Origin of the sequence: Salmonella sp. SAL03688, assembly GCF_046551895.1 — a bacterium.
Classification (GTDB): domain Bacteria; phylum Pseudomonadota; class Gammaproteobacteria; order Enterobacterales; family Enterobacteriaceae; genus Salmonella; species Salmonella enterica.
Map to the genome: position 1 here is coordinate 1 of NZ_JBGDVI010000017.1, position 11,989 is coordinate 11,989.

9 protein-coding genes, 1 tRNA gene and 5 pseudogenes are annotated in these 11,989 nt (G+C 50.4%); 8 read left to right on the forward strand and 7 right to left on the reverse strand.

The window, feature by feature from the left end:
• Nucleotides 1–168, forward strand: a pseudogene (locus ACLJR2_RS16525) (cytochrome C biogenesis protein); the annotation flags it as partial.
• Nucleotides 169–211: 43 nt separating this feature from the next.
• Here ACLJR2_RS16525 and narP read toward each other — a convergent pair.
• Nucleotides 212–859 carry a nitrate/nitrite response regulator protein NarP gene (narP, locus tag ACLJR2_RS16530; protein ID WP_001115500.1) on the reverse strand — a complete coding sequence of 216 codons (648 nt, stop codon included), beginning with the start codon at nucleotides 857–859 and terminating at the stop codon, nucleotides 212–214.
• Between the two features lie 818 nt (nucleotides 860–1,677).
• Between narP and pagL the strand changes: the two genes are divergently transcribed.
• The gene (pagL, locus tag ACLJR2_RS16535; RefSeq protein WP_000281870.1) at nucleotides 1,678–2,241 is read left to right on the forward strand and encodes a lipid A 3-O-deacylase PagL; all 564 of its coding nucleotides are present in this window, start codon (nucleotides 1,678–1,680) and stop codon (nucleotides 2,239–2,241) included.
• A gap of 192 nt (nucleotides 2,242–2,433) precedes the next feature.
• Here pagL and ACLJR2_RS16540 read toward each other — a convergent pair whose 3' ends face one another.
• Both ACLJR2_RS16540 and ACLJR2_RS16545 read right to left on the reverse strand, forming a co-directional pair.
• Nucleotides 2,434–2,622, reverse strand: a complete 189-nt coding sequence (locus tag ACLJR2_RS16540) for a virulence protein MsgA (RefSeq protein WP_015633022.1) — start codon at nucleotides 2,620–2,622, stop codon at nucleotides 2,434–2,436.
• 29 nt (nucleotides 2,623–2,651) lie between these two features.
• The gene (locus ACLJR2_RS16545; RefSeq protein ID WP_000340080.1) at nucleotides 2,652–2,810 is read right to left on the reverse strand and encodes a hypothetical protein; all 159 of its coding nucleotides are present in this window, start codon (nucleotides 2,808–2,810) and stop codon (nucleotides 2,652–2,654) included.
• On the opposite strand from ACLJR2_RS16545, the pseudogene ACLJR2_RS16550 reads away from it, so the two are divergent.
• Both ACLJR2_RS16550 and ACLJR2_RS16555 read left to right on the forward strand, forming a co-directional pair.
• Nucleotides 2,770–3,686: pseudogene (locus tag ACLJR2_RS16550) on the forward strand (phage tail protein); the annotation flags it as partial. The gene ACLJR2_RS16545 and the pseudogene ACLJR2_RS16550 sit on opposite strands and share 41 nt — an antisense overlap.
• 622 nt (nucleotides 3,687–4,308) lie before the next feature.
• A pseudogene (locus ACLJR2_RS16555) lies at nucleotides 4,309–4,443 on the forward strand (tail fiber assembly protein); the annotation flags it as partial.
• 68 nt (nucleotides 4,444–4,511) lie between these two features.
• Here ACLJR2_RS16555 and ACLJR2_RS16560 read toward each other — a convergent pair.
• Nucleotides 4,512–4,727, reverse strand: a pseudogene (locus ACLJR2_RS16560) (tail fiber assembly protein); the annotation flags it as partial.
• Between the two features lie 257 nt (nucleotides 4,728–4,984).
• Here ACLJR2_RS16560 and sspH2 point away from each other — a divergent pair.
• Together sspH2 and ACLJR2_RS16570 are read left to right on the forward strand one after the other, a co-directional pair.
• Nucleotides 4,985–7,351 carry an SPI-2 type III secretion system effector E3 ubiquitin transferase SspH2 gene (gene sspH2 / locus ACLJR2_RS16565; protein WP_001115834.1) on the forward strand — a complete coding sequence of 789 codons (2,367 nt, stop codon included), beginning with the start codon at nucleotides 4,985–4,987 and terminating at the stop codon, nucleotides 7,349–7,351.
• An 87-nt stretch (nucleotides 7,352–7,438) separates the two neighbouring features.
• A pseudogene (locus ACLJR2_RS16570) lies at nucleotides 7,439–7,661 on the forward strand (DUF4113 domain-containing protein); the annotation flags it as partial.
• 309 nt (nucleotides 7,662–7,970) lie between these two features.
• Here ACLJR2_RS16570 and ACLJR2_RS16575 read toward each other — a convergent pair.
• From ACLJR2_RS16575 to ACLJR2_RS16585, 3 genes are all read right to left on the reverse strand, one after another.
• Nucleotides 7,971–8,047: transfer RNA gene (locus ACLJR2_RS16575), tRNA-Pro, on the reverse strand.
• Between the two features lie 73 nt (nucleotides 8,048–8,120).
• The gene (gene yejM, locus ACLJR2_RS16580) at nucleotides 8,121–9,881 is read right to left on the reverse strand and encodes an LPS biosynthesis-modulating metalloenzyme YejM (RefSeq protein WP_000256161.1); all 1,761 of its coding nucleotides are present in this window, start codon (nucleotides 9,879–9,881) and stop codon (nucleotides 8,121–8,123) included.
• 31 nt (nucleotides 9,882–9,912) lie between these two features.
• On the reverse strand, nucleotides 9,913–10,140 hold the full coding sequence (locus tag ACLJR2_RS16585; protein ID WP_001135904.1) for a YejL family protein: 228 nt from the start codon (nucleotides 10,138–10,140) through the stop codon (nucleotides 9,913–9,915).
• A gap of 179 nt (nucleotides 10,141–10,319) precedes the next feature.
• On the opposite strand from ACLJR2_RS16585, the gene yejK reads away from it, so the two are divergent.
• On the forward strand, nucleotides 10,320–11,327 hold the full coding sequence (yejK, locus tag ACLJR2_RS16590; RefSeq protein WP_000050806.1) for a nucleoid-associated protein YejK: 1,008 nt from the start codon (nucleotides 10,320–10,322) through the stop codon (nucleotides 11,325–11,327).
• A gap of 27 nt (nucleotides 11,328–11,354) precedes the next feature.
• Nucleotides 11,355–11,975, forward strand: coding sequence for a hypothetical protein (locus ACLJR2_RS16595; protein WP_000033433.1), 621 nt, complete (start codon nucleotides 11,355–11,357; stop codon nucleotides 11,973–11,975).
• Nucleotides 11,976–11,989 lie beyond the last annotated feature (14 nt).

Sequence of the window (11,989 nt, forward strand, 5' to 3'; positions counted from 1 at the left end):
GACCACACGGATATCCGGGTGTTAAGCCTGTATGCGTTCAGCGCCTTTGAGCAGCAGCGCTTTGGCGAGGCGGTGGCGGCCTGGGAGATGATGCTGAAGTTACTGCCGGCGGGTGACGCCCGGCGGGCGGTGATAGAGCGCAGTATCCGGCTGGCGCAGGAGAAATAAGACCCTGACGGCCCGGTGGCGTGGCGCCATCGGGCCTGGCTTGTTACTGCATTCCGCGTGTTTGTAAAAATAGAATGGTCGCCGCGACGCGCGAGCGCACGTTTAGTTTGCGAAGTAGATTACGAATGTGCACCTTAACCGTCTGCTCAGAAATATTCAGTACTGACGCAATCTGTTTGTTAGAAAGCCCCTGCGCCAGCTCATGCAAGACATCTAACTCTCGTTCGGTCAGGATGCTAAAGGGATCTTCCTGCGCGCCAAACCGTTCGCGCTCACGCAGATATTCATTGACCCGATCGCTAAAGACTTTACCGCCGTTAGCGCCTTTGCGAATGGCCTCCAGCAGCACTTCCGGATCGCTATCTTTGAGCAGATAACCGTCGGCGCCGGCGTCGATCAGCGCGTAGATGTCGCTGGCGGAATCCGAGACGGTAAGAATAATAATTTGCGCCGTCACACCATCCCGGCGTAGCGCGTTCAGGGTATCTAACCCGCTCAGACCTTTCATATTTAGATCCAGCAGGATCAGATCGGGCTCAATGCGATTCGCCAGATCGATCGCACTCGCCCCGTCACCCGCTTCGGCAACGACATAAAAAGCCGGGTCCAGTTCCAGTAATTGACGAATACCTCGCCGCATAAGTGGATGGTCGTCCACAATAAGCACCTGAAAAGGTGTTACTTCAGGCATGCTATATCTCCTGAGTTTTATTAGAATGATTATTGTTTTCAGCGCGGAAATCGTCCAGATTTGCCACATTGTCAAGCGCGTAAATTTTACCTTAATTAGTGCATGGGTAAGTAGTAAAACCTGTGACAGGCGAGTCATTAGCTGAACGATAGAAAGGATAAAACAACCTGTTGTGAGAGAAAACAGAATACTCCCTGAAGTTGAATACTGGTCTGGACGCTTTTTTCGGACAATGTGACATAACAGAAGTGTGGCATATGTAGCTGCGCCCTTGCACCCGTAAGTCCAGACTATCTTTACTGGCAGGAAATTCCTTATTAAAAGTCATAGCGTCTAAAGCTTTTCATTATTAACAAATTATTTTAATTGAATTTATTTATGGTTTTATTAATGCCAATGAAATACATCTGAGCAGAACGAATAAACCGCGACATCTGTTAAATTAAATATTAAGTCAATAGCAGAGGTATTTTTATGCGATAAAGAGATTCTGACGATATTCTTATCATAAATGAAAATGTGGTCAGGAATGAGAGTCATTCACTTATAACTTATCCTGGATGTGCCTGAACAACACTCGCGGCGTTTTGAGCACCCGTTGGGGCGACTCAAGGGGAGAGTGTAGTGAGTATGTTTTGATTTCTGCACACAGTCCATGTCCAGCCTGTTTGCATCAAAAATGCTGGTTGGAGTAATTATGAAAATAATATTAATACTGGATGCTATATCAGCCGTTTCTGTGAGCGTAAGCGTGGCGTAGAAAATTTTAAATATGTTAGCCGGTTAAAAATAACTATTGACATTGAAATGGTGGTGGAGTGTATATGAAGAGAATATTTATATATATATTATTACCTTGTGCATTCGCATGTTCTGCTAATGATAATGTTTTTTTTGGCAAGGGCAACAAGCATCAGATCTCTTTTGCTGCGGGAGAAAGTATAAGAAGAGGAGGGGTTGAGCACTTATATACAGCATTTCTGACATACAGTGAACCCAGCGATTTTTTCTTTTTACAGGCAAGAAATAATCTGGAGTTAGGAGGATTTAAGGCTAAGGGTATCGATGATTGCAGTAAACATTCTGGCAGCGTTCCCTGCAATAAATATAACCAGGGCGTATTGGGTATCTCGAAGGATGTGGCGCTGGTTCATTTCGCTGGTATCTATACCGGTATTGGTCTGGGGGCTTATATAAAATCTAAGTCGCGAGATGATATGCGTGTCAATTCTGCATTTACCTTTGGAGAAAAAGCGTTTCTTGGCTGGAACTTTGGGGCTTTTTCTACAGAAGCTTATATCCGGCATTTCTCGAATGGATCACTCACGGATAAAAATTCAGGGCATAATTTTGTAGGTGCTTCAATTAGTTATAATTTCTGAAGTTGAATAACAATTAGCGAGTTGCTGGCTGAAGGAGTAATTCATCACCGTACGTTGTCTACAAAAACGTGTTGTGACTAGCCGATCATTATCGGCCCTATGGCGACAGGGAGGCTAATTGTTAGTGACAAAGAAGTGGTAGGCCGTTTACCTTACCAGAACGTTTTATTATTGCTGCGACAGATTGCTTACTCATTTACCTGCCACTGCAAACATTTCTTCCAGCATAGGGTATAGATGCGCTTTTTCTGTTTTAGTACAAAAATGGTTTACGTTATTTGCCTGCATTGACTTTACGTTGACCACTGCACAGGAAAGGTGTCCGATCAGTTTATGCAAAATAACGTCTCTGGCATCAGCTAACTTTTTAATTGTAGGCATAAAAAAAACCAGCCCTGACAGGCTGGTTTTCAAGGGGAATTTTGGTCGGCAGCTTCATCCGCAGCATCTGCGGAGAGCAGCGCAGGTACGGCGACCACAAAAGCCGGGGAGGCATCAGCCAGCGCGGCGTCGGCTGACACAGCCAGAACGGCGGCAGCCGCCTCGTCATCAGCATCGGAGGCATCCACCCACGCCGCCGCATCTGATACCAGCGCATCACTGGCAGCGCAAAGCAGAGCTGCAGCCGGAGAATCGGCAACCAGAGCCGAAGAGGCCGCGAAACGGGCCGAGGATATCGCAGACGTGATTTCCCTGGAAGATGCAAGCCTGACGAAAAAGGTATCGTTAAATTAAGCAGTGCCACGGACAGTGACAGCGAAGCGCTGGCGGCCACACCAAAGGCGGTAAAAACCGTTATGGGTGAGGTACGGACCAAAGCGCCGCTGGACAGCCCGGCATTCACTGGAACGCCGACCACACCGACGCCGCCAGGCGATGCTAAAGGGCTTCAGACAACAAACGCGGAGTTTGTCCGCAAACTGATTGCCGCGCTGGTTGGTTCCGTACTGGAGCCACTGGACACCCTGCAGGAACTGGCTGACGCGTTGGGAAATGATCCGAACTTTGTCACCACGGTACTGAATAAACTGGCGGGCAAGCAGCCGCTGGACGAAACCCTGACGGCGCTGTCAGGAAAAAGCGTTGACGGTCTTATCGAATACGTTGGTTTGCGAGAAACCATAAGTCGTGCCGCCGATGCATTACAAAAATCACAGAATGGCGGCGATATTCCGGACAAGGATTTGTTTGTGCGTCGTATCGGTGCCGCGCGAGCGTTTGATGGCGCAGTGATTGAGGTAATGGGAGTGCGTGGCGCGATGACTATTCGGGTGACAACGCCCACCACAACATCAGGAGGAGGGGTTGCCAGCGCTCAGTTTACGTATATCGATAACGGAGACGGCTACTCTCCAGGCTGGAGACGTGATTACAACACCGTAAATCAGCCATCAGCTGGCGAAATGGGGGCACTGTCAGTTAATGGAGGGCGACTGAATGGGTCTTTAGGCATTGGTACTGATAATGCGCTGGGCGGTAATTCGATTGTATTCGGCGATAACGATACAGGGTTTAAGTGGCACAGTGACGGCGTTCTGGGTATTTATGCCAATAATGCCCAGGTCGGTTATATTGACATTTCCGGGCTACACATGCTGGCAGATATTCGCGCTACTGGTGTCGTGCGTGCCGGCAACGGAAAAACACTGACGTCCCATTCAGTATCTGGTTGGTGATACGTGGGTGACAGCCCCAAGTGTATAAGAAGGAATAATTATGACAGCGGAAAAAAAATAAAAAGAACAAACAGTTTTTAAATATTAAAAATTTCATTCCGTATGCACCGGAACCAGATGACACATTATTCGCCGATGCGGCGTATCTTAAATCAGAGGATGGTCAGGACTGGTATGGGTGCCAGCAATTATTTTCAGCAGACACGCTGAAAATTACCTACGACGATAACGATGTTATTACGTGTATTACGCGTGATGTTTCCGGGCTGTGGCCTGCTGGCCAGAGCGTTGCAGAGTTGCCTGATACGGATGAAAACCGTCGCGCTGATATTCATGCTGCTGGCAGTTTAAAGACGGTAAAGTCGTTCAAAGGGTTTATTCGCCGGAAGAGCTGCGCAGGCAGGCAGAATCGAAAAAGGAAAAACTGCTCGAAGAAGCCGAAGCCGTTATTACGCCACTGGCGCGTGCAGTAAAGCTGGGTATCGCGACTGATGAGGAGCAGAAGCGACTGGAGGTATGGGAGGAATACAGCGTTCTGGTTAATCGGGTGGACACATCAAAACCTGACTGGCCGGAAAGACCAGCCAGTAGTCGTTACTGTGGTAATGCAGGCCACCTGATTGCTGTGAAGGTGGCCTCATCTGAAACACCTGTTAAGTCCAGCGATTTAAGAACATTGATATAATTCATCCACAGAATTAAAGCCGCTTTATTTTCATTACTGATAATCCCCAGCGTTAATTCTATGCGCCAGTCCTTAATGGCATTATCTGAATCGTTAAGTAATTTCTGCCGGGTGACTTCTGCCTGCCAAAATTGAACGCCCGGGCGTTGATACCGGATGATCTGGTCATCGTGGAAAGCGACCCTGAAAAATCGACACTTTAGCTGTAAAATGACAGTCCCGCCATCCGGTCATCATAACGGATTTTTCTTCTGCACCTTCTGAAGCCTGCCATGGCAGGACGACCATGAATCCGCCGATAACCTTATTGTGAAATTAAGACCAGGAAGAGATGATGTCTGCCGGACAGATACTATATGTAAATTTATAAAGGTTTTTTGTTATGCCCTTTCATATTGGAAGCGGATGTCTTCCCGCCACCATCAGTAACCGTCGCATTTATCGTATTGCCTGGTCTGATACCCCCCCTGAAATGAGTTCCTGGGAAAAAATGAAGGAATTTTTTTGCTCAACGCACCAGACTGAAGCGCTGGAGTGCATCTGGGCGATTTGTCACCCGCCGGCCGGAACGACGCGGGAGGATGTGATCAACAGATTTGAACTGCTCAGGACGCTCGCGTATGCCGGATGGGAGGAAAGCATTCATTCCGGCCAGCACGGGGAAAATTACTTCTGTATTCTGGATGAAGACAGTCAGGAGATATTGTCAGTCACCCTTGATGATGCCGGGAACTATACCGTAAATTGCCAGGGGTACAGTGAAACACATCGCCTCACCCTGGACACAGCACAGGGTGAGGAGGGCACAGGACACGCGGAAGGGGCATCCGGGACATTCAGGACATCCTTCCTCCCTGCCACAACGGCTCCACAGACGCCAGCAGAGTATGATGCTGTCTGGTCAGCGTGGAGAAGGGCTGCACCCGCAGAAGAGTCACGCGGCCGTGCAGCAGTGGTACAGAAAATGCGTGCCTGCCTGAATAATGGCAATGCAGTGCTTAACGTGGGAGAATCAGGTCTTACCACCTTGCCAGACTGTTTACCCGCGCATATTACCACACTGGTTATTCCTGATAATAATCTGACCAGCCTGCCGGCGCTGCCGCCAGAACTGCGGACGCTGGAGGTCTCTGGTAACCAGCTGACCAGCCTGCCGGCGCTGCCGCCAGGACTACTGGAACTGTCGATCTTTAGTAACCCGCTGACCCACCTGCCGGCGCTGCCGTCAGGACTATGTAAGCTGTGGATCTTTGGTAATCAACTGACCAGCCTGCCGGTGTTGCCGTCAGGGCTACAGGAGCTGTCGGTATCTGATAACCAACTGGCCAGCCTGCCGGCGCTGCCGTCAGAATTATGTAAGCTGTGGGCCTATAATAACCAGCTGACCAGCCTGCCGGTGTTGCCGTCAGGGCTACAAGAGCTGTCGGTATCTGATAACCAACTGACCAGCCTGCCGGCGCTGCCGTCAGAATTATGTAAGCTGTGGGCCTATAATAATCGGCTGACCAGCCTGCCGGCGTTGCCGTCAGGACTGAAGGAGCTGATTGTATCTGGTAACCGGCTGACCAGTCTGCCGGTGTTGCCGTCAGAACTGAAGGAGCTGATGGTATCTGGTAACCGGCTGACCAGCCTGCCGATGCTGCCGTCAGGACTACTGTCGCTGTCGGTCTATCGTAACCAGCTGACCCGCCTGCCGGAAAGTCTCATTCATCTGTCTTCAGAGACAACCGTAAATCTGGAAGGGAATCCACTGTCTGAACGCACTCTGCAGGCGCTGCGGGAGATCACCAGCGCGCCTGGCTATTCAGGCCCCAGAATACGATTCGATATGGCGGGAGCCTCCGCCCCCCGGGAAGCCCGGGCACTGCACCTGGCGGCCGCTGACTGGCTGGTACCTGCCCGGGAGGGGGAACCGGCTCCTGCAGACAGATGGCATATGTTCGGACAGGAAGATAACGCTGCTGCCTTCAGCCTCTTCCTGGACAGACTGAGTGAGACGGAAAACTTCATAAAGGACGCGGGGTTTAAGGCACAGATATCGTCCTGGCTGGCACAACTGGCTGAAGATGAGGCGTTGAGAGCAAACACCTTTGCCATGGCAACAGAGGCAACCTCAAGCTGCGAGGACCGGGTCACATTTTTTTTGCACCAGATGAAGAACGTACAGCTGGTACATAATGCAGAAAAAGGGCAATACGATAACAATCTCGCGGCGCTGGTTGCCACGGGGCGTGAGATGTTCCGTCTGGGAAAACTGGAACAGATTGCCCGGGAAAAGGTCAGAACGCTGGCTCTCGTTGATGAAATTGAGGTCTGGCTGGCGTATCAGAATAAGCTGAAGAAATCACTCGGGCTGACCAGCGTGACGGCAGAAATGCGTTTCTTTGACGTATCCGGCGTGACGGTTACAGACCTTCAGGACGCGGAGCTTCAGGTGAAAGCCGCTGAAAAAAGCGAGTTCAGGGAGTGGATACTGCAGTGGGGGCCGTTACACGGCGTGCTGGAGCGCAAAGCGCCGGAACGCGTTAACGCGCTTCGTGAAAAGCAAATATCGGATTATGAGGAAACGTACCGGATGCTGTCTGACACAGAGCTGAGACCGTCTGGGCTGGTCGGTAATACCGATGCAGAGCGCACTATCGGAGTAAGAGCGATGGAGAGCGCGAAAAAGACATTTTTGGATGGCCTGCGACCTCTTGTGGAGGAGATGTTGGGGAGCTATCTGAAAGTTCAGTGGCGTCGTAACTGATGCACCAGGCGAATGAGGTGCGGTGCGACAAAGATATTCCCGGACGAACAACATCAGACAGTACGGATGATGTACAGGTGAAATAGGGGAGACTTCTTCAGTCAGGGCGCGGCGCAACTTTTTCGATGATAACGCGCCGCGCGCCGGTAGCGAGAAGCCGATGGAAGTACTGGATCACCTGAATGCAAAGAAGGGCAGGGGAAAGCTGTACTTTGCCGGGGAGGGTATCCAGCAACAGTGGGCTATGAAGAGAAACATACTGTCATCCCGATATACCACCCGCTATGAAGACCTGCTTCAGGTTAAGTGACAGGTTTACCCTGATTTTCAAATTTCTGATGTGATGGTGTGCCGCAGCCACATTGTATGCAAGAACGGGCTGCGGCAAACTGGCGATCGTTCGATAGTGCGTGTATTGAATGGTTACCAGTCGTGGCGGATTCTACTGGTTAAGGATGACTAATCAATGTATTTAAGTCATCTGTTCAACTTTCGCGTTGGAGGGAGCTTGAAGTCAATTTGCAGTGACCTTCGATAGCTATTTCACCATCATTTCACCATTTGCAAATTGGATATATAAAAAAACCAGCCCTGAGAGGCTGGTTTTTAAGGGGAATTTTGGTCGGCACGAGAGGATTTGAACCTCCGACCCCCGACACCCCATGACGGTGCGCTACCAGGCTGCGCTACGTGCCGACTTGTGGGTGCTAATACTACCTCTTTCCAACGCGAATGCAAGGGGAAACGGTGCTAACTGATTTATAATTAATCAGTTAGCGATAAAACGTTTCTCTTCTGTTAGCACTTGCAGCAGCAGACTGAGCTGCGGCTTCTGATCTTTGATCTTCTCGCCGTGTAAGTCATAGGTCTGATAATGACCGTTATTATTGAGCACCAGAGTCATTTGCGGCGTCGTGATTGCCAGCGTACTGCCGTCTGCCGCCGTTACCCAGTTATGACGACGTGGAACGGTAAAGATGTCCTGGCCCTGTGAATATTCGTTCGCTGGCGTGCTGACATGTAACAGGCGTTGCATCAACGTGGTCATCACATCGGTATGATCGGTAAGCACATTAATACGCTGCGCAGGCGTCCCCGGCCAGTGGATCACCAGCGGTACTTGCAGATGACCTTGCGACCAGTCGAAGCGATTTTCTTCCGGCGTCAACGGTATGCCGCGTCCTGCGGTAATGATCACGACGGTATTGTCGAATTTACCGGCCTCTCGCAGCGCGTTCAGAACCCGATTGATTTGCGCATCCACGTCGCTGGCGGCGCTAGCGTAACGCTTAACAAAATTCTTCTGATTACTGTCATCAATGTTAGTACCGTTAAACGATACCCATGAGAACCAGCGGTTATCTTCCTGTGCGTAGCGTCCAAGCCAGTCTATCCACTGGCTGGCCGTTTGCGCATCAGACTGCGTCTGCGCTGTCGGCATCGAGAAATCGGACAGTAATGCCTGACGGTAAAGCGGGCTGGCGAAGCCATCCGAAGAAAACAGTCCCAGTTGGTAGCCTTGCTGATTCAACGCGGTAATGAGCGCCGCAGGCGTTCTGGTGGATAACACGCCATCCATATAGCCTGGCGATATGCCATAGAACAGGCCGAAAATACCGTTATCAGTGGTATTCCCTGAACTCATATGACGGGTGAAGTCGATGTTTTGTTCGGCAAATGTAGCCAGTTCCGGCATCTGCTTCTCAAAGCGAGAATAGTTCAGGCCGTCTACGGTAATGAGCAGCACATTCTGACCGGTGCCCATATCGCGATAGTGCAAATTGCTGAGCGGGTACTGTACGGAGACCGCTTCCGGATTGCCTTGCTCTACCAGACGGCGCTGATATTCCTGCGCATCCAGCAGACCGTGTTTTTCAAGAAAACGTCGCGCCGTCATCGGATAAGAGAGCGGCAGGTTTGCCCGCTGCATGGTAATCGGCCGGTAAAAATTAGCGTCTGCCCAGATGTAGATAAGATGCGATGCAATAAAGGAGACGAAAAAGAATGCCGCAAGCGGCCTTGCGAAATGGCGGCGGCGCGTGAGACTGCGCAGCTTTTGCCAACTCCATGTCGCAAATAGCATCTCAATCAATAAGATAACCGGCACGCTAATAAACATAAGCTGCCAGTCGCGCGCCGTTTCGTTCTGATCAGGGTTGATGACCAGCTCCCAGACAATGGGATTAAGATGCAGGTGAAAACGGGTAAAGACTTCGCTGTCGATAAGCAACAACGTCATGCCCGCGGTCGCCAGAATGGCTGATAAAAACCGCATCAGCCGCTGGGACATCACGATAAACGTGAGCGGAAAAAGAATAAGCAAATAGGTGGCGAACACCAGAAAGCTAAAGTGCCCGACAATGCTCAGGTAGGAGTACATGCGACCCGCAAGCGTTGTCGGCCAGTCGGCGACAAACAGGTAACGGCTGCCGAGCAACGTAGCCAACAGTATATTGAACAGAGCGAACCAGTGCCCCCAGCTAACCATCTGGGAGACTTTTTCACGGTAGCGCTGACGATGAGTTACCATACCTGTCGCTTGTTTCTCCGGAGTCGGCTTTTTAGTGCGCGTTGTCTTCGCTAATCGAAGACTGCAAGGCGCGGGCAAAAGAGTTCGCAATCGCCTGGCGTTGAGCCGGCGCAACGCTGGTGTTGATAAGGTTGGTGACCATATTTCCCAGCACCATCAGGGAAAGATCGGTCGGCGCCTTATGTTTTTCCAGTACACTGAGCAGTTCGCTCAGCAATTGTTCAACATGTTCATCACTATAGCGGGAGAGTTGTGGCATAAATCAAAATCTGTTTGTTCATGAAAGGGCAACATATTACCGTAGCAACAGTTTTTTTTCTGCATTTTTATCCCCTAAATCATTCGCGTTACGGATAACGCCTGAAATGACAGGGCGATTGCTTGCGTCTTCCGGCAGGCGGTGGTTGAATACCGCCCGGTCTTAAAGGAGAGTTTATCATGAGTCTGGATATCAACCAGATTGCCCTGCACCAGCTTATCAAGCGCGATGAGCAAAATCTTGAGCTGGTCTTGCGCGATTCATTGCTGGAGCCGACAACCACCGTTGTCGAGATGGTGGCTGAACTGCATCGGGTCTATAGCGCCAAGAATAAGGCGTATGGCCTGTTTAATGAAGAGAGTGAACTGGCGCAAGCGCTGCGGTTGCAACGTCAGGGGGAAGAAGATTTTCTTGCCTTTAGCCGGGCGGCGACCGGACGCCTGCGTGACGAACTGGCGAAATATCCCTTTGCGGACGGCGGCATTGTATTGTTCTGCCATTATCGCTACCTGGCGGTGGAGTATCTGCTGGTTACGGTACTGAACAACCTGAGCAGTATGCGGGTCAATGAAAATCTGGACATTAACCCGACGCATTATCTTGATATCAACCATGCGGATATCGTGGCGCGTATCGATCTTACCGAGTGGGAAACTAATCCGCAATCGACCCGCTATCTGACGTTCCTGAAAGGTCGGGTAGGGCGCAAGGTCGCTGACTTCTTTATGGATTTCCTCGGCGCCAGCGAAGGGTTGAACGCCAAAGCGCAGAATCGCGGCCTGTTGCAGGCAGTGGATGATTTCACCGCAGAAGCGCAGTTGGATAAAGCAGAACGTCAGAACGTGCGCCAGCAGGTGTACAGCTACTGCAACGAGCAATTACAAGCCGGGGAAGAGATTGAGCTGGAATCGCTGTCTAAAGAGCTTTCCGGCGTCAGTGAAGTCAGCTTCAGCGAATTTACCGCCGAAAAAGGCTATGAGCTGGAAGAGAGCTTTCCGGCGGATCGCAGTACGCTGCGCCAGCTAACCAAATATGCCGGCAGCGGCGGCGGGTTAACGATTAACTTTGATGCGATGCTACTGGGCGAGCGGATTTTCTGGGACCCGGCGACCGATACCCTGACTATCAAAGGGACGCCGCCGAATCTGCGCGACCAGTTGCAGCGACGCACGTCGGGCGGGAAATAAAGGCATACGACATAAAAGGACGCCGTAGTGAGTAAAGGAATACGACAGAAGCCGCCTGTTAATTTCAGTTTATTTCGGCAGGTTTTGTATGCGCACATTGTCGCATTTTTGATGATGTTGGTGCTCGGGATGGTGTTCACCGTTCTCTCGTTGGTACTGTTTTATACTTATGGCGCCAACTGGTTACTGAGCTTGTTCATATGCCCGCTGTTCTTGTTAAGTGGTTTATTCATTACTGGATTTGCTTTTAAATCAACCTGGTCCAGCATACGTTACTATTACGACAAGGGGCAGTTGAAACGGTATGGACTCAATCTTGATGCAACTTTGACGCATAAAGAGAAGGTGGAAATACGCATCGATAATGCAAAGCGTCAAGTGCGTGTAGATGAACTGGAGCTCCATGTCTTATTTGATTTTCAGTTTGATAGCAAGACATGGAGCTGCGGCGACTTACTGACCAATGAAAAGGTATTTGATGCGTTGAATGACGGGCAAACTATACCAATACGAATTTTGCCATGGAAACCAGAAAGTGCCAGCGTTCGTCAACGGGCATTATTCAATCGGCTTAAAAGTATGAATACCGCGGCGGAAACTACAGATCCTCGATTAGGGGAGGCGCTAATTGAATATGGCGAGGTGTAAGAAAGCAGAAAAGC

Coding starts and splice junctions, on each gene's coding strand:
- narP (WP_001115500.1), bottom strand. CDS start 859: ATGCCTGAAGTAACACCTTTTCAGGTGCTTATTGTGGACGACCATCCA.
- ACLJR2_RS16540 (WP_015633022.1), bottom strand. CDS start 2,622: ATGCCTACAATTAAAAAGTTAGCTGATGCCAGAGACGTTATTTTGCAT.
- sspH2 (WP_001115834.1), top strand. CDS start 4,985: ATGCCCTTTCATATTGGAAGCGGATGTCTTCCCGCCACCATCAGTAAC.
- yejM (WP_000256161.1), bottom strand. CDS start 9,881: ATGGTAACTCATCGTCAGCGCTACCGTGAAAAAGTCTCCCAGATGGTT.
- ACLJR2_RS16585 (WP_001135904.1), bottom strand. CDS start 10,140: ATGCCACAACTCTCCCGCTATAGTGATGAACATGTTGAACAATTGCTG.
- yejK (WP_000050806.1), top strand. CDS start 10,320: ATGAGTCTGGATATCAACCAGATTGCCCTGCACCAGCTTATCAAGCGC.